This is a genomic window from Aestuariivirga sp., assembly GCF_020252405.1.
GTDB lineage: Bacteria > Pseudomonadota > Alphaproteobacteria > Rhizobiales > Aestuariivirgaceae > Aestuariivirga.
On record NZ_JADCDA010000008.1, the window covers coordinates 43,150 to 60,268 of the forward strand.

At 63.5% G+C, this 17,119-nt stretch carries 15 protein-coding genes; 6 read left to right on the forward strand and 9 right to left on the reverse strand.

What is annotated here, in order from left to right; genetic code table 11:
- Positions 1-48: 48 nt before the first annotated feature.
- The gene (locus IOC69_RS01675; protein WP_366935494.1) at positions 49-2,289 is read left to right on the forward strand and encodes an adenosylcobalamin-dependent ribonucleoside-diphosphate reductase; all 2,241 of its coding nucleotides are present in this window, start codon (positions 49-51) and stop codon (positions 2,287-2,289) included.
- A gap of 39 nt (positions 2,290-2,328) precedes the next feature.
- Positions 2,329-2,736 (forward strand): hypothetical protein, encoded by a 408-nt coding sequence (locus IOC69_RS01680; protein ID WP_290541786.1) that lies wholly within the window; start codon positions 2,329-2,331, stop codon positions 2,734-2,736.
- On the opposite strand, the gene IOC69_RS01685 is transcribed toward IOC69_RS01680, so the two are convergent.
- Positions 2,712-3,389, reverse strand: a complete 678-nt coding sequence (locus IOC69_RS01685) for a gamma-glutamylcyclotransferase (protein WP_366935495.1) — start codon at positions 3,387-3,389, stop codon at positions 2,712-2,714. The two genes, IOC69_RS01680 and IOC69_RS01685, sit on opposite strands and share 25 nt — an antisense overlap.
- 97 nt (positions 3,390-3,486) lie before the next feature.
- Here IOC69_RS01685 and IOC69_RS01690 point away from each other — a divergent pair, with 97 nt between their 5' ends.
- The gene (locus IOC69_RS01690) at positions 3,487-4,368 is read left to right on the forward strand and encodes a DUF2125 domain-containing protein (RefSeq protein ID WP_290541787.1); all 882 of its coding nucleotides are present in this window, start codon (positions 3,487-3,489) and stop codon (positions 4,366-4,368) included.
- 3 nt (positions 4,369-4,371) lie between these two features.
- On the opposite strand, the gene IOC69_RS01695 is transcribed toward IOC69_RS01690, so the two are convergent.
- The 5 genes from IOC69_RS01695 to IOC69_RS01715 all read right to left on the reverse strand — a co-directional run bounded on the left by IOC69_RS01695 (position 4,372) and on the right by IOC69_RS01715 (position 11,898).
- Positions 4,372-5,295, reverse strand: coding sequence for a prephenate/arogenate dehydrogenase family protein (locus IOC69_RS01695; protein ID WP_290541788.1), 924 nt, complete (start codon positions 5,293-5,295; stop codon positions 4,372-4,374).
- Positions 5,292-6,383, reverse strand: coding sequence for a histidinol-phosphate transaminase (hisC, locus tag IOC69_RS01700; RefSeq protein ID WP_290541789.1), 1,092 nt, complete (start codon positions 6,381-6,383; stop codon positions 5,292-5,294). Before hisC ends, IOC69_RS01695 begins: the two co-directional genes overlap by 4 nt.
- Positions 6,380-7,141 carry a chorismate mutase gene (locus tag IOC69_RS01705; protein ID WP_290541790.1) on the reverse strand — a complete coding sequence of 254 codons (762 nt, stop codon included), beginning with the start codon at positions 7,139-7,141 and terminating at the stop codon, positions 6,380-6,382. The genes hisC and IOC69_RS01705 overlap by 4 nt, the downstream gene beginning before the upstream one ends.
- A gap of 219 nt (positions 7,142-7,360) precedes the next feature.
- Positions 7,361-8,983: a hypothetical protein gene (locus IOC69_RS01710; protein WP_290541791.1), complete on the reverse strand. Its 1,623-nt coding sequence runs from the start codon at positions 8,981-8,983 to the stop codon at positions 7,361-7,363.
- A gap of 47 nt (positions 8,984-9,030) precedes the next feature.
- Positions 9,031-11,898 carry a DUF1254 domain-containing protein gene (locus IOC69_RS01715; protein WP_290541792.1) on the reverse strand — a complete coding sequence of 956 codons (2,868 nt, stop codon included), beginning with the start codon at positions 11,896-11,898 and terminating at the stop codon, positions 9,031-9,033.
- A 179-nt stretch (positions 11,899-12,077) separates the two neighbouring features.
- Between IOC69_RS01715 and IOC69_RS01720 the strand changes: the two genes are divergently transcribed.
- The gene (locus IOC69_RS01720) at positions 12,078-13,079 is read left to right on the forward strand and encodes an AraC family transcriptional regulator (protein WP_290541793.1); all 1,002 of its coding nucleotides are present in this window, start codon (positions 12,078-12,080) and stop codon (positions 13,077-13,079) included.
- A 79-nt stretch (positions 13,080-13,158) separates the two neighbouring features.
- Positions 13,159-13,611, forward strand: coding sequence for a winged helix-turn-helix domain-containing protein (locus IOC69_RS01725; RefSeq protein WP_290541794.1), 453 nt, complete (start codon positions 13,159-13,161; stop codon positions 13,609-13,611).
- Here IOC69_RS01725 and IOC69_RS01730 read toward each other — a convergent pair.
- Positions 13,594-14,364 (reverse strand): methyltransferase domain-containing protein, encoded by a 771-nt coding sequence (locus IOC69_RS01730; RefSeq protein ID WP_290541795.1) that lies wholly within the window; start codon positions 14,362-14,364, stop codon positions 13,594-13,596. The genes IOC69_RS01725 and IOC69_RS01730 overlap by 18 nt on opposite strands.
- Before the next feature lie 63 nt (positions 14,365-14,427).
- Here IOC69_RS01730 and gloB point away from each other — a divergent pair, with 63 nt between their 5' ends.
- On the forward strand, positions 14,428-15,201 hold the full coding sequence (gene gloB, locus IOC69_RS01735; protein WP_290541796.1) for a hydroxyacylglutathione hydrolase: 774 nt from the start codon (positions 14,428-14,430) through the stop codon (positions 15,199-15,201).
- Here the strand turns inward: gloB and IOC69_RS01740 are convergent.
- Both IOC69_RS01740 and IOC69_RS01745 read right to left on the reverse strand, forming a co-directional pair.
- On the reverse strand, positions 15,194-16,078 hold the full coding sequence (locus tag IOC69_RS01740; protein ID WP_290541797.1) for an EamA family transporter: 885 nt from the start codon (positions 16,076-16,078) through the stop codon (positions 15,194-15,196). The genes gloB and IOC69_RS01740 overlap by 8 nt on opposite strands.
- Positions 16,078-17,067: a DMT family transporter gene (locus tag IOC69_RS01745; RefSeq protein ID WP_290541798.1), complete on the reverse strand. Its 990-nt coding sequence runs from the start codon at positions 17,065-17,067 to the stop codon at positions 16,078-16,080. Before IOC69_RS01745 ends, IOC69_RS01740 begins: the two co-directional genes overlap by 1 nt.
- Between the last annotated feature and the right edge of the window lie 52 nt (positions 17,068-17,119).

Here is a 17,119-nt window from a genome sequence, read left to right on the forward strand (position 1 = left end):
CTCCGCTGCGCTTTCGCGTTACACTCCGCTATAACCGGAGGTTCTGCAATGGATATCCCCGCCCAACCGTCCCTCGCCCCTATCGCACGTGAAATATGGGCGATGAAATACCGTTATAGCCCTGGTGATGGCATGGAGGCCGAAACCGGGATCGAGGACAGCTGGCGGCGCGTGGCGCATGCGGTGTCCGCCGCCGAGGGCTCCGATGGGAGGCTGGTGTGGGCTGACAGTTTCTACCGCATCCTCGAAGACTATCGCTTTCTGCCCGCCGGCCGGATTCTCGCCGGGGCGGGCACTAATCGCCAGGTGACGCTTTTCAACTGCTTCGTCATGGGCCGCATCCCGGATTCGCTCGACGGCATCTTCATCCAGCTCAAGGAAGCTGCCCTCACCATGCAGCAGGGCGGCGGGATCGGGCATGATTTTTCAACCCTTCGGCCGCGCGGTGCGCCGGTGCGCGGCGTTGGGGCCGATGCCTCGGGACCCATCAGCTTCATGGAGGTGTGGGACGCGATGTGCAAGACCATCATGTCGGCGGGTACAAGGCGCGGCGCCATGATGGGCGCCATGCGTTGCGACCACCCCGACATCGAGGATTTTATTGCCGCCAAGCAACAGTCCGGGCGGTTGCGCAATTTCAATCTCTCGGTGCTGGTGACCGACGCCTTCATGGCGGCGGTGAAGGCAAAGGCGGAGTGGCCGCTGGTTTTCGAGGGCCGCACCTTCCGCATCGTTCCGGCTGCGCGGCTTTGGGAGCAGATCATCCGCGCGACATATGAGTATGCGGAGCCTGGCGTAATCTTCATTGACCGCATCAATGCGGAGAACAACCTCTCCTATTGCGAAACGATCGGCGCCACGAACCCCTGCGGCGAGCAGCCGCTTCCACCCTATGGCGCCTGCCTGCTCGGCTCGTTGAACCTCACACGCTTCGTGTTGAACCCTTTCTCCCCGGATGCCTGCATTGATGAGTCCGCGTTGCGCCGCACGGCGGCGACGGCGGTGCGCTTCTTGGACAATGTCATCGATATCTCGCATTACCCCTTGCCGAAGCAGCGCGCCGAGGCATTCGCGAAGCGCCGCATCGGGCTCGGCATCACCGGCCTTGCCGACGCGCTCGTGATGTGCGGCTTGAACTATGGCGCCTGGGAGGCTGCTGAAGTGGCGCGTCAATGGATGGCGGCCATTGAACAGGCGGCCTATCGGGCGAGCATTGCCCTCGCGGAGGAACGCGGTCCATTCCCGCTCTTCGACGCCAGCCGGTTTGGCGCAACGGGCCATGCAGCGAGGCTGAGCGAGGAATTGCGCGGCGGCATTGCGCGCCATGGCCTGCGTAATGGGCTGCTGACCTCGGTGGCGCCGACGGGCACGATCTCCCTCATCGCGGGCAATGTGTCGAGCGGCATTGAGCCGATCTTCAGCCTGCGCTATGAACGGAAGGTGGTGCACCCCGGTGGCAGCACGCGCAGCGAAGCGGTGACGGACTATGCAGCCGCGCTTTACTGGCAGAAATACGGCGCCGATGCTCCATTGCCGCCGGCCTTCGTCACCGCAGACCAGCTGACACCCTCGGCCCATCTCCTGATGCAGGCGGCAGTTCAAAAACATGTCGACAGCGCGATTTCCAAAACCATCAACATTCCGGAGGACTTTCCATTCGAGGGCTTCAAGGACGTCTATGAGGAAGCCTACGACCTTGGCCTCAAGGGCTGCACCACCTATCGCCCCAATGCGGTGACCGGCAGCGTGCTATCCAGCGCCCCGCCCAACCACTTGGCGGGGGCCGGCGATGACAAGCCGCGCCAGCGCGAGGAGGCGCTGCCCGGGATGACCTACAAGCTTCGTTGGCCGGAGTCCGGCCACGCGATCTACATCACCATCAATGACGTTGTGGAAGAGGGCGTGCGCCGGCCGTTCGAAATCTTCATCAACTCGAAAAACATGGAGCACTATGCCTGGACTGTGGCGTTGACGCGCATGATCTCCGCCGTGTTCCGACGCGGCGGCGATGTGTCCTTCGTCGTCGAGGAGCTGAAAGCGGTGTTCGACCCGCGCGGCGGTCAATGGATGGATGGGCGCTATGTGCCGAGCTTGCTTGCCGCCATTGGCGGCATCATCGAGCAGCACATGATCGATTGCGGATTTCTCGATCCAGGCCGTGAGAGCCTGGCTGTTTCCGGCTCAACAGCACGCAGCCACATTGCATGCCCGCGATGCGGCAATGCCATGCTGTTGTTCCAGGAAGGTTGCGCCACCTGCCTCTCTTGCGGCTATTCGAAATGCAGTTGAGGGCTTGACAGCCGGACTGTTTGTTCTATATTTGTTCGCATGATGCAAGGCTTCCCCCTCTCTGCTTCCCTGCCCGAGGATCCCGGCCTCGGCGAACGCTTCTGGTACTGGCGCGGCGCTTCAGGCCGTGCCTACATCCACTCGATTTACCTTCCCGACCATTGCCCGCCAGTTGCCGGGGCAGTCTTCGTCCTCGTCCGTAGCAGCGGCGGCGTGAGAACCGCGGTGTCGGTCGGTCGGTTTGGTGCCGATGGTCTTTGCCCCTCAGGAGCAGCGTCGCCGATGCCGGGCGATGAGATTCACGTGCATCTCCTGACCCGTGACGCCGATGCTGCCGAGGCCGTGCTGCATGACCTTGCCGCAACGCTGGAGGAGGGGGTGACTCCGCCGCGGGCCGAGCCGAAGCTTTGGGGAAAGCCGGTTCAGCTTGAGTTGCTGGCGGCCTGAAGGTCCAGCCGACGGGCGAGCCGCTCCAGCGCGGGGTCTTGGATTCTCATTTCGCGCAGATGAGCAATGGTGTTCTTGACATAGTCGGTGCAGTGGCCTGATGCGCCCTGACCGAGCCGCACATGGTGCTCCAGCGCATCGTCATCAAGCACGCCCGCATATTGCCGATGCGCGCGGTCCACGACATAGGTGGTTGCCTCAACTCTTTGGCCGCTGCCGATCAGCGTTACGGTCTTGCGTCTCTCGAGGTAGACCGACGTCACCTGTTCGCGCGCGCGGAGATAGGCAATGGTGTCTTCCCAGCGTTCCGCTGCAACTTCAAACGCCACGCCGTGGCAGGAGCCACCACGGTCGAGGCCAAGAACCAACCCCGGCTGTTCCGGTGTGCCGCGATGAACGTAGGAGTAGACGCAGAGGCGGCGGTGATAACCGTGGACGCGCGCCGGCTCGCTCCTCAGGAAGGCGAAGCCCGGCCGCCACATCAGCGAGCCATAGCCAAAAATCCAGAACTGCTCCATTCTGCCGATCTGACTAGAGGATGATCCGCAAAAGTGGAACCGCTTTTGCGACAAGATCATGCTCAAGCTTTTGATCTGGCGCAGGTTTAGGTTCAGTGGAACCGAAACCTGCTCTATCTCTATCTTTGGTCGCATTTTCGACGGTCAACCGGTGACCTCTTGACCTGAAAATGCTTTGTCGCGAAAGCCGATCTGGGATCAAATGCCGAATGCCGCCCCTCGCCCGTGGAGGATGTTCCTCCCGCTGGCCATTGTCCTCGCCCTGGCGCTGCTCTGGTCTGTCTGCTGGTTTATCGCCTCCGGCATCGCCAAGCAGCGTTTCGCCGCAACCCGGGCAAATCTCGCTGCGCAGGGCCTGACACTTGCCTGCGGCGAAGAGAGCTGGGGAGGCTACCCCTTCCATTTTGAGTTCACCTGCCCGTCACCCAAACTGAGTTGGAACGGCAGCTTTGAGCTGCACGCGGCGCATCTGCTGATGGTCACGCTGGCATATGCCCCCTGGCAGATCGCAGCTCTGGTCGATGGCCCCACCATGCTGAGGGGTCCCGTCACTGCAACGACGGAGATCAAGCACCAGCGGGCGCTGGCGGCGGTCACCTTCGGAAGGGACGGACAGCCATCCTTTTCGGCCGAGTTGCCCGCCGCTTCCGCCGCCGGAGTGGGTCAAGCCGGCAAGCTGATGCTGTTCACCCGGCCCAGCGTTGCGGGCGCAACAGAGATTGCATTCGATGCCAGCCAGGTCACCTTCCAACCCACCGGCAAACCGCCGGTCACGCTGGACACGGCCACACTGCGCGGAACGCTCAACGCCGACCGGAGCCTCAGGATTGACAAGATCGAACTTCAGCAGGGCCAGCTCCGCTGCTGGGGATCCGGCACGCTGACGCTGGAACCGGAGCACCGCGTCTCGGGCCGGATCGACGCCGAAACCAATGACATCCGCGCGCTCCTCGCCGCTGCAGGCCCGCAGCTCGGCCTCTCGGACAGCCAGCTTGCCAATCTCCGCATGATGCTCGGGCTTCTCGGCAACGACGCCAGGGTGCCCATCATCGCCAGGGACGGCGTGCTGTATCTCGGCCCCTTTGAGGTGACGGAGCTGAAACCGCTATACTGAGCTTCAGGGCGTCTTGGGCGCACCGCGTCCGAAATCCGGTGAGGCCGTATCTTGACCGGCCGCGATAATGCTGCGGCGGACCTGCCGCGAACGGGTGAAGACATCGAACAACATGTCCCCGTCGCCCCAGCGAATGGCGCGCTGGAGTGCGGAGAGATCCTCCGAGAAGCGGCCGAGCATTTCCAGCACGGCATCCTTGTTGTTCAGGAACACATCGCGCCACATGGTGGGATCCGACGCGGCAATGCGGGTGAAATCGCGGAAACCGCCGGCGGAATACTTGATGACCTCGGAGGAGGTCACTTCTTCGAGGTCGGCCGCCGTAGAGACAATGTTATAGGCGATGAGATGCGGGAGATGGCTGGTGATGGCAAGAACCAGATCATGATGCTCCGGCGTCATGGTCTCGACGTTGGAGCCGCAGGCGCGCCAAAAGGCGGCAAGCTTCTCCACCGCGTCAGGATCAGCGTCGGGCACTGGCGTCAGGATGCACCAGCGGTTGATGAAGAGTTCGGCAAAACCCGATTCCGGGCCGGATTGTTCGGTGCCGGCGATGGGGTGGCCCGGTATGAAATGCGCATGCCGCGGAACGTGCGGCGACACGTCCTTCACCACGGCGCCCTTTACCGACCCGACGTCAGTGAGAATGGCGCCAGAGTTCAGCGTGGGGCCGATCTCCTGCGCGAGGGCCCCATAAGTTCCCACCGGTGAGCAGAGGATCACGAGGTCGGCATCCTTCGCGGCCTTGGCCGCAGTCGGACAGACATGGTCCACGAGGCCGAGTTCCAGCGCCTTGGCCCGCGTTGTCTCGCTGCGCGCGTAGCCCGCGATCTCTCCCGCCAGCGCCTGCTTGCGCATTGCGCGGGCCAGTGAAGAGCCAATGAGACCGATACCGATCAGGGAAACGCGATCGAACAATTTCGTCATGACAGAAAATCTCTCAGGCAGACCACGAGGCCGCGGTTCGCCTCCTCGGCGCCGATGGTGACGCGCAGCGCCCACGGAAGACCGTAGGCGTCCATGCGGCGCACCACGAAGCCATGGTCTTGCAGGAACGCATCCGCCGCACGGGCATTGTGCCTGTGATCTGCCGGAAAATGGACGAGCACGAAATTACCCACGCTCGGCGTCACCTCAAGTCCCAGTGAGGATAGTTCCCCGGTGATCCAGGGCAGCCATTGCTCGTTGTGGGACACGGCACGCTCGACGAACTCATGGTCCTCGATGGCGGCGACACCGGCGGCGATCGCCGGGGCGCTGATGTTGAAGGGTCCCCGCACGCGGTTCAGCACATCCGCCACATGGGCGGGGCAATAGGCCCAGCCAAGCCGCAGCGCGGCGAGGCCGAAGATTTTCGAGAAGGTGCGCGTCATCACCACATTGTCCGAGGTGGCAACGAGCTCGCTTCCGGCCTCGTAATCGTTGCGGCGTACATATTCGGCATAGGCTGCATCGAGCACCAGCAGCACATGGAGCGGCAGACCCGCGTGCAGACGCTTCACCTCGCTGAACGGAAGATACCGGCCCGTCGGATTGTTGGGATTGGCAAGGAAGACGATCTTCGTGCGCGGGCTGACACGCCCAAGAATCGCGTCCACATCCGCCAGATAACCCGCCTCCGGCGCCACAACGGCTGTCGCGCCGTTCGACTGGATGGCAATCGGATAGACCAGGAAGCCGTATTGGCTGTAAACCGCCTCGTCGCCCGGGCTCAGATAGGCATGGGCGAGAAGCTGCAGCAACTCATCGGATCCCGCGCCGCAGACGATATTCTCCGCCTTCAGCCCGAAGCGGCCGGCAATGGCGTTGCGCAACAGCGTGGCGGCGCCGTCGGGATAGAGTTCCAGCGTGGCCGCGGCGGCCTTGTAGGCCTCGACCGCCCTCTGGCTCGCGCCGATGGGCGACTCGTTGGAGGACAGCTTGTGCACCTTGGCGCCCTTGGGACCGCTCTTTCCCGGCACATAGGCCGCGATGTCGAGGATGCCGGGCTTGGGCTGGGGGCGGGTAGCTGTCATGGCGAAACCTTGAGCGGACGGGGATAGCGCCCCACAATGCGGGCGCCAGGATGAAGGGGTGGCGCGTGGTCGAGAAACCCGGCAAGGCTGGCAAGCGTCGCGGCGCCGGAATGCGCCTGCCAAAGGGCTCCCGCCACGGTGACCTTCTCGCAGGGCAACAGGAGCAGCGTTTCGTCATCGCCGCTCGGCTGCGGGGCAGCATGGCCGAACACCAGAAGCTGCGGCTGGCCGCCCGTGGCAAACACAGGAAGCGTCGCGGTCACCTGCGCGCTGCCGGCCGCACCGCTGGCAAAACCGGCGGCCCAGTCTGCATCGGGCGCGATCAGCGCCAAATCGCCCTGTGCCCTGCCCACCGCGTCCAGAGCGCGGGAGGGATTGTTGTGGATTTCCACAGCCATGTCGCAGAAGTGCTGGGCAACCATCAGGCGCATCGCAAGATCTTGCCCCAGAACCCAGTCCAAATGCAGCGTCACGGGAGCTTGCGATTGAATGGAGGCTGACAGGATGACACGCCAAAGACGCACCAGAAGTTCGGGGTTAAGGGCGCTGCCGGCCACCTCGATCAGGCGGCGCATCATCGCGGCTTCGCGCGCCGGCCGGAAGGGCGATGAGGCGATGGACCCGTCATGCGCCTTGGTGGCCTTAACCCTCGCGCTCGCGGCAGTGCGCTGCACGAGCAGGCGGAGGATCTGGCCGTCGATCCAGTCGATCTCGCGCCGGATTGCATCGAGTGAGGGTTCAGGGGTTTCGGCGGTCATCGATCGGCGGGCTCGCTGCAAGCCGGCGCGGGACGCCGCCGGGGCGCGTTATTCATAGGCGGCAGCCCCAAAAATGCAATCCTGACCTGGGGCATGATCCGCAAAAGTGGAACCTACTTTTGCGACAAGATCATGCCCAAGCTTTTGATCTGGCTCATGTTCTTTTCGATCAGGTGATCCCACCTGATCGGAAGATGCTACAATCGAAGAGAGAAGTTTTCATGGCTGTCGGACCGCTGGCATCACCTGCAGCACCATGAATCCCTTGTTGGTCGGAAAATAGACCCGACCGCCGAAGCCCGGCGTGATCAGCGCGCCGATTGAGAGCGGCTCGAAGAAGTCCGACTCGGCAATGATGCGGCCGGTTGCCGCGTCGCGCCAGGTTGCCTGTTCCTTGTAGTTGCCAGTGAAAAGCGCAAGCTTGACCGGCTCCCTTTCGACGTTCTTCCTGGCGTTCGACAGCAGCATCACGCGCTTGTCCTTGGGGCCGATCAGGGGCTGGAAGGCATTGGTGGTGTCGTCGACGATCCACACCGTCTTCATCTCTCCCGTGGCCTGGTCGATCTTGATGCCTGCAACCTTGCCCACTCCCATGTCCGCGGAATAGATCATGCTGTTTTCGGGATCGGTTTGCGGCTTGGGCGGCGCCCAGCTCCATTCGCCCTTCTTCAGCTCGCCGAAGGGGAAGATCACCTGCATGCGCGACGCATCCTTCTGATTCACCGCGACGATGCTCGATGCCACCGTCTCGCTGCCCAGGCCATTCGTCTGCAGCACAATCCAGTCGCCGAGGATGCTGGGCGCATCGGAGGTGGTCTGGCCCTCCTTCATTGGTTTGACCGCCCAGCTCATGTCCTGCGACAGTTTTTTCGTCTGCGGGTCCCAGAAGTAACGCAGCGCGCCGCTGTTCACACCGATGTAGATCGCGATCCTGCCTTCGAACATGGTGATGATGTGCGGCACTGTCGCCGGCTCGGGCAGCGCCGCGCTGTCGAGAACTTCAAGTGTATCCGGATTGACGGCGACGAGGTTCGAATTGCCCTGCTTCATGCCAGGTTCGTTGCACTGGATGATGGCCATGGTGCCCTGAAGCTTGCATCCGCTGGGCCGCGTCTGATCCTTCAAGATCAGCGTGCCGTCCGGCGCGATCGTCAAATGCTTGAAACTCGCGTCGATGGCGGGCGTCGGGCCGGTGGGCAGCGTGGTCATCTTCAGGATGAGGCCGGTGTCGCCGTCAAGCAGGGCAACCTTGTTCTGCCATGCGGTGACGATGCGGCCATTGGGCAGGATGTTGAGGTTGGTATTGGCAATCCACGCGCCCGACACATTTCCGTTGTCGAGATAGGTGCGCCAGATCTCGCGGCCCGTGGTCGCGTCGGCCTTGGCGACGAACGGCCCCGGCGGAACCGCACCCTTGGGAGGCGGCGCCTGACCGCCCGATATGTAGAGTTCGCCGGGGAGACGGTTGTTGATATAGGACGCCGTGTCATAGTCGATTGCGCTGCGCCAGGCGAAGACCTGGTTCGGACCCTCGAAGCTGCCGGTGAAGGTGGCGCAGGGGAACATGCCGCTGCGCTGCGCATCGGCGATCTCCGCGCCGTTGATCGATGGGAAATATCCGGGCGTCTGCAAATTCCGCGCGCAGGCCAGTTCCTTCGCATAGAGGCTCACATCGCCAGGCAGCGGACCATTGGCCGCGATTTCATTTGGGCTGAGGCCGATCTCGGCGATGCGGTGCTCGATCTTCGGCGCAACCGCCGTCGCCAGCAACCGGTAGGCCGCAACGGCCAGCAGGATGACCGCGCAGAGCCCCACGAGTTTGACGAGTCCGGATCTGGTCATTCAAGCATCCCCCGTAAGTCTTGCTTCGAAAACATAGCTGCCGGCAATCAGTTCTTCAGTCCATTCGCCTCGAACGCCGCCTTGGTCGTATACTCGCCCTTGGGCAGATAGGGGCCCATGATGGCCTCTTCCATGCCGGGCCTCGTCACCTTGTCGGGGCTCTGCGTCCAGGTGGGATTGTTCGCCATCATGCGCAGCATGAGCATGCCGAAGTCCGGGCGGTTCTTCGGCCCGTCGATCCCTTCGCCGCGCGGGCTCCACTCCATCCAGGCAACACCATTTTCCAGAGTCGCGTTGGCCGGGCGGTCTTCCTTGCGGCTGACCACGATCATGTAGTTGCCATCGGCATCCAGCGGAACCTGCATGTCGGTCAGGCCATCGACGATCTGCCCCGACGGCGCGGCCTCGCAACTGACGAGCGACCAATACTGGGTTTGCGCATCGGGCATCACATCGAGGCCCCTGCCGCCCGCTCCGGCATAGGTATTGGGGAAGGTCGGCATCTTGCCGCGCATCACATAGACCGGTCCGAACTTGCGCGAAAGATAGGTGATGAGATACTGGGTCGAAGGATCGCCGCCGCCCTCCATCGCGCCCGCAAAGGGAATCCTGGCGCGCTCCTCGGGTGACTTGAATGCACCGGCCACGGAGTATTGCAGCGTCCAGAACTTTTCCCACTGGGGGTTCTTGCGCGCCGGCGCAGTCGCCGGGTCGAGCGTGGGATCATTGGTTTTCGCGTTCACCATCTCATCCCACTGCGCGGCGGTGATCGGCTGCTTGGTGGCGCCCGTCATCGGCCGCGCCATCTGCTTGACGATGTCCGCGGCCGACAGCTGCGTGCCATCGGCAAGCGTCGCCGAATAAGTCGGAAATCCGCTGTCCCCAAACGAGGCATCCGCCGGCCCCCACCCGGCGCCATCGCGCCCCTGGTCCGACAGGTAGATGCGGATCACCCCCTCGATCTCGCCACCGCCCTTGCCCGCATAGACGGTGTTCGGCGCACGCCTGTCGGGTTCTGCCGGGGCGTCATCCTTCACGATTCTGAGCTTGAAGCCGCGCTGCTCGGCGAGCCGGTTGGCGCCGGCACGAAAGGGGTTCGTCGACCCTGGCTCCGGCTCGATATCGGGCCCGGCGATCGCGTCGGTGGCGACGAAGGTATTGTTTTCCCAGCGGTAGAGCGCGAACTGGAAGTAGCGGGCCTGAGGGTAGCTGAAGTCCATGGCGAGGGTGCTGCCCGCGGGCAATGCGAGGCGCCCGAGAAAATAGGTCGACTGCGTGTCAGGCCAGAGGTTCGGGTCCTGGATCGGTTTCGGGTACTCGAGACGGTTCCAATAGGCCCAGCCACGCGGCCCCTGGAACACGCCATCGTGACCGTAGCGCTCGTCGGTGCGCACGATGTTTTCAAGCGACTTGTCACCGAAGCGCGCCGCGCCCACCGCATTGAGGTTGCGCACCGGCACGATGCCCGGCGGCTTCCAGGCGCCTTTGCCCAGCGGGTAGACCGAGGGCGGCTCGTCCTTCGGCCAATAGAGCCGCATCACAACGAACATCGGGCCATCAGGTGCGGGCAGCCAGTTGGATTCCCTGTCCTTGCCCGGCGAGTCGCGCTGGATGAACAGCGTGAGCGAGCCATCCGGATTCTTCTTCAGCTCCGGCAGCATCGGCGAATTGATTAGGTAGCGGTTGATCGGGTTGTCGATCAGCAGCTGCGTGCGGCCGTCATACATCGTGATCGACCAGAAGGCATTGACCGGGGGAAGCTGCCCGGGCGCAAAGGTCATCTGGTAGGTGTGCTTGCTGCCGTCGAGGGCGATGCCGTTGACGTCGCTGCGCGTGAAGGGATAGACGGCCTCGGCCTCGCTGTTGCCATAGATGCCGAGCTTTGCGGCAGCCGCGCGCAAGGCCCAGTTGCCGTTGTAGAAGTCGCGGCTGCCGGCGGCGGACCCGACCTGCCAGCCGTTGACCGTGGCGCCCACGCCGTCAGCGGTGGCGGCGATTTTCGCCAGCGCCGCCTTCACGCCCTCGCCAAGTGCCGCCTTCACCTCCGGCGAGATTGTCTTCGGCGGAACGTCCTGGCCCGCGCCAATGCCGATCGCGGCGAACTTTTTGCGCAGCGGTTTTTCGACCGCCGCGGCGCCGACCGGCGGACTGAACTGCAGCAGAAAGCCGAGATATTCGGGGAAGCGGGTGGTGAAGGCCTCCGGCTCAAATTTCGGCCAGTCGACCGTCGGTGCGGCGGGAGGCGCGGGCTTGCCGAGGAAAGCCGACAAGGGCCGCAGCGTATAGCCCGCCTGGACTTTCTTCACATTGTCCATGTCGGCCGGGTTGAAAAGCTGCGTGCGGTAGATGACGAGGCTGAACTGCGTCTCGCTGCGGAAGGTCTTGGCCACGTCCGGCGGCTGCTCACCCTGCCAATCCGGCCCGCTGACGAGGTAGCAGCCCGCACCGTTGCCGGTGGCGCGGCTGCCGATGTAGCCATAATTGTCAGTGTAGAGATCGATGAGCTGCACGTCGTAATAGCGTGCGGTCTCGATCTCGGGCATGCAGAGGACCATCGGCTCGGCGCGCAGGTCCAGGAGCGCCACCGAATAGGGCGTGTCGCTGTTGGGCGTGCTGATCGCCGTGTCCTTCGGCGTGAAGACGCGCGCCTCGTTGCTGATTGTGTTGATCGGCCCCTTGAACTGGCCTGAGTTGCGGTCGATGAAGAATTTGTACAGAACGTCGTAGCCGACGATCATCGGGAGTCCGTAGAGATAGGCCTCCTCGGCGATTGCCCGGGCCTCGGAAACCTGCGGGGTGTCCTGGCTGAATGCGCCCGGCCCGGCCACCGGGACCATCAGGATGCCGGCAAGGGCAATCGCACCCAATGCGCGCCGGAACCTCGCCCCCGAAAGAACAGCTCCTGAAAGGCCCATCGCATCCGCTCCATGTGTTCGCGCACCGCCACTGCCGCCGATCCAGGGTGAACAAACCTGTGATCCGAGCCCTTGGACCTTCTCTAGAAAAATCGACCCCGCTCGGATATAGCCTTTCGGGACGAATTCCTTGGCATTTGGTGACACGTATTCCCATGACCCCTGGCCGGACACCGCCCATGCCCGAGATCGTGACCTTGCGCAGCGGCGGCCTGCGATCCTCGATCGAACTCATTCGCGAGTTGGGCCACGACCCTGTGCCGCTGGTTCTGGAGAGCGGTCTCACGCTCGACATCTTCGAAGACCCGGAGACCGAAATGCCGCTTACGGTCGGGCTTAAGCTTCTCAACGCCTGCGTCAGGACCTCCGGGCTTCCGCATTTCGGCCTCATGGCGGGAGCGCGCAACAGTTTGGCGACCCTCGGCCTGTTCGGACATATCGCCCAGACGGCTCCGAACATCCAGACCGCGATCAATGACCTCATCGGCTTCCTGTCCGTTCATGACCGTTTCGCCAAGGGGCGGCTGGCGATTGACGGCGAGACGGCGGCGCTCGAATACGCTTTCGACTATCCGTCCATCCTGGGCGCCGAACTGGCAACCGACATCACCATCGCGGCCGTAACCAAGATGTTGCGCGCGCTGTGCGGGGACGAATGGCTCCCGACGCGGGTGAGGCTGCCCAGGGCGCGGCCAGCGAACGCGAAGCCCTTTGTGGACACCCTGGGCGCGGACGTCGTCTTCGGCTCGAAACTTGGCGCGATCGAGTTTCCCGCGCTCTGGCTGACGCGCGCTCTTCCTGGCGCCAATCAATCGCTGCGCGCCTATTTCGGCGGTCTTGTGAGGCTGGCGCAACAATCCTCCGACTCGGAGGTGGAGAGGGTCCGGCGCATCGTGCGCGTCCAGCTGTTCGGCGGCAGGCCAACGGCGGAGCGCGCCGCGGCAGTCCTCGGCATCCATCGGCGCAGCATGGCGCGCCGCCTGTCCGCCGAAGGCCTCACCTTCAAGGAACTGGTCCGCGATCTCCGGTTCGAGATGGCCTGCGATATGCTGGCGAAGTCCGGTGCGCCGATGGCCCAGATCGCCGAGATGCTTGGCTACTCCGATCAGACGGTCTTTTCCCGCGCCTTCTCTCGTCACTTCGGCCACCCGCCCAGCCATCTGCGCAAAACCCAACGCTGAGTGCGCCCTCAAGTCATACCAAGGGACTTACGTTTTGACTCATTGGGGTTTTGATTTGGCTTGAGGTGTGATTCCTGTTTTGGAAAGGAGATTCGCAACATGCCTTCAGCCATCCGTTTTCGCGTCGATCACTGTTCCGCCGAGCTTCGCCGGCTTGCCAGGGCATCGAGGGACAGCAATTAAAGCCGCCGGTTTTTGTCTCTCGCGGCGGTCGCTGAAGGCCGGAGCCGGGAGGAGGCGGCGCAATGACCTGAAGCGCGTCATCAATGAGCGGTTCAACGTCGACTTTCATGAGCGTTATGTCGGCGTCATTCTGCGGAAGCTCGGTTTTTCCCACATCAGCGCCCGTCCCCGCCATCCCGGGCAGGACGCGGACGTCATCGCGGCATATAAAAAACTTCGCAGATTTACTGAATACCCGTCTTGCGGAGGTCCCCAGGGCATGATCCGCAAAAGTGGAACCTACTATTGCGACAAGATCATGCTCAAGCTTTTGATCTGGCGCATGTTTCGATCAAGTGATTCGACCTGATTGGAAGATGCGCCAGGGATGTCGCCATGCGCCCTTGGCGGGAACAGGCGCAAGCGCCGGTCGGGCACGGGAAGGAAGACGGCGCAGCCGCTTGCCCTGGGCCACCGCATAAACCTGTTTTGCCGCCTCGACAATGATGGCGCCCGAGAGGGCCGGCACCAGTCGCGACCCAAGGCTCTCAATGGCGGGGGCAGCAGAGAGCATCGCCGCTCTGGTGGAGGGCGGAAAATACAAGGCATAGGACCAGGACACCACCGAGAACTGGCTTTCCTTCAGCAGGGTGGATAGCTGCGGCTTCGAAAAAGGCTGGCCATGGCCGAAGGGCGAGGTGTCGAACCTTGCCCAGACGCCGCGGCGGTTGGGCACCACCAGAAACAGGCGGCCCTGCGGCGCCAGCACGCGCCATATCTCGCGCAGCATTTCCTGGGGGGCGTCTGTCAGTTCCAGCCCGTGCACAACCAGCGCCACATCCACCACGCTTTCGAGCAGCGGCAGGTCGCATTCATCGACCAGCGCGGACTGAACTGCGCCATTCTCGGGCCAGCGAAAGACGCCCTGCCGGGCCATCATGAAGGCGAGTTGCGCTTCCGGCTTGACGATGCAATCGGATAGATAGGGCATGGCATAACCCAATCCCATCACCCGCGCCCCCGGCAGCCCGGCAAGGCGCGGCTTCAATTGGCCCGCCAGGGAACGCCTTGTGGCCAAACCGAGCCTGCTGCCGTAGAATTCCCTCAGATCGACAATATCCACCGCACCAAAGCCCCATCCACCACAGCAAAAAGATCATCCGGCACGACAGCATCGGAACGAGACATGCCACATCTCATCTTCCACCAGTTCATCTGCCGGTCCGACAATTACGGCCTTATCCTGCATGACGACAAGACCGGCGCCACCGCCGCCATTGATGCCCCCGATGCGGCCGAAATCGAGCGCCAGCTGGAGGCGAAGGGCTGGAAGCTCACTCACATCCTGACCACGCACCATCATGGCGACCATGTGGAGGGAAACCTGGCGCTGCAGGAGCGCTATGGATGCAGCATCGCCGGACCAAGGGGGGAAGCCTCGAAGATACCCGGCATCGGGCGGGAAGTATCCGGTGGCGATCGCTTCACCTGGGCAGACCGTGAAGTGCGGGTGATGGATTGCCCAGGCCACACGCTGGGGCATATCGCCTATCACATGCCCGCCGAAGAAGCAGTGTTCGCGGGCGACACGCTGTTCTCGCTGGGCTGCGGCCGTGTGTTCGAGGGCACGCCGGAACAGATGTACCATTCGGTTGCCCAATTCGCGGCCCTTCCGCCGGCCACGCTACTCTATTGCGGCCACGAGTATACGCAGTCCAACGCCCGCTTCGCACTCGCTGTCGAGCCCGGCAATCTGACGCTGGCCCAGCGTGCCGCCGAGGTTGACCGGCTCAGCGCAGAAGGCAGGATGACCTGCCCCTCGACGATCGGGGCGGAGCTCGCCGCCAACCCCTTCCTGCGCACCGGCAGCGCGGAAATCCGGAAGACCCTGGGTCTGGAAGCCGCAAGCGACGCGACGGTCTTCGCCGCGCTGCGCGAACGCAAGAACAGCTTCAATTAGGCGCCGGCACGCGCTTGAACAGCATGTCCTTCGCGGCCATCAGCGCGCCCGCGGTGATGAGCAGGCAGGCGGCAAAAATCGACCAGGTGAAGGCCGCATAGCCTGCGACCGCCAGCGCCAGCGTGGACAGCAAAGGCGAGGCATAGGACGCCGCGCCGAGAACCATGATGTCGCCGTGCTTCACGCCATAGTCCCAGCTGTAGAAGGCCGCCCCGACCGGCAACAGGCCAAGACCCAGCACCGCCGCCCATTGCGTGGCATCGGCGGGCCATACCGTCGTTTCGAAAAGCAGGTGGCAAATGGCGGAGAGCACTGCGGTGACGAGGCAGAACCCCGCCACCACGTCGGTCGGTACATTGCCGAAGCGGCGGGACAACACCGAGTAGCCCGACCAGATAAGCGAGCACAGGAAGGCGAGGGCGTGGCCCTTGGTGAAGCCTTCGGCAAGCGAAAGTCCCCTGCCGCGCGTGATGATCAGCACCGCGCCCAGCAGTCCAAGCACAACGCCGAGGATGTGATGCGGCCGGAGCCGCTCGCCCGGAAGGAAGGCCGAGAACACCACCAGGAACAGCGGCCAGAGATAGGCGATGAGGCTCACCTCCACAGCCGGCGCCGCACGGATGGCGCTGAAGTAGACGACGTGATAGCCGAAAAGCCCGGCTACGCCGAGCAGCCACACCTGCCAGCCCTGACGCAGGGCAGAGACCGCACCCTTGCGGAACGGCCACGTGAGCGCCCCCATCAAACCGCCGACGAGAAAGGTCATCGCAGCGAGCTGGAAGGGTGGCATCTTGCCGCTTGCAGCGCTCATCAGAGCGAGCAGCGCCCACATGAGCACGGCGGTGAACCCGATGAGCGTTGCCGTGGAGCGCCGCATCAGGCTGCCTGCAGCCTGCGGCCAGCCAGCAGGCGGTCGCCGAAAATCGAGATTGCCACCGCGCTGAAGATCACCAATCCGCCCAAAAAGGCCGCACGTGTGGGAACTTCGCCGGCGCCGAGCCAGCTCCACAAGGGATTGAGCACCACATCGAGCATTGCAACGAGCGTGAGCGTGACGGCCGGTACGGCCTTGGCGCCCCTGGCATACCACACGAGCGGGATGGACAGCTGCAGAGGACCCATCAGCGCAAGCAACAACATGTCGTGGATATTGACCTGAAACCCACCCCCGGGATGGCCGCCGAAGACGTGGCCCAGAACCCCGGCCAGGAAGAAGGTTGCAAAGCCGCCGGCGCAGATTGCCGGCACCATGTCGAAGGCGCGGTAGCGCCGCAGCATCATGGTCTGCACCGAAAACGACAGGGGCACGAGCAGGGCCACGAGGATGCCGGTGATGTTGCCGGCCGAGAACCCATCCCAGGCGATGATTGCCACACCCGCCACCGCCATGACAGCCGCCAGCCAGGATGCCAGCGACGGCTTCTCATGGGTCAGCCAGGGACTGAGCACGCCTGCGAAGATTGGCGAAAGAGCGCCGATCACCGAAACGGTCGCGGTGCCAGCCAGCGTCAGCGAGGTGACATAGAGCGTCGAACCCGCCGAGAAGAAGCCCGCGACCGTGAGCAGGGCGGGAAGGGGAATCTCGCGGAACTTGGCAAAAGTCCGGTTGCCATAGACCGCCACCAGATAGGCAAGCAGGAACACCGACATCCAAAAACCGCGCCAGCAGTTGATCTGCCAGCCATCGAGACCGGGCATGAAGCGAACAAATACGCCAGCGAGGCTCCAACCGGCGGTGGCGCCGAGCACGAGCAGAATTCCCGTTCCGTATCCCGGTGCGCCGGCTGGCATGGCTGTCGACTGATTCGCTCCGTTCCGGGCAAAATCTTGCCCGCCGTGCCGACACTCCGCAATGCCCGCCGCCACTGCGTTCGGAAAACGGCTCGGATGTTGTCCCGGCCTTCGTTCCCGTTGCGTG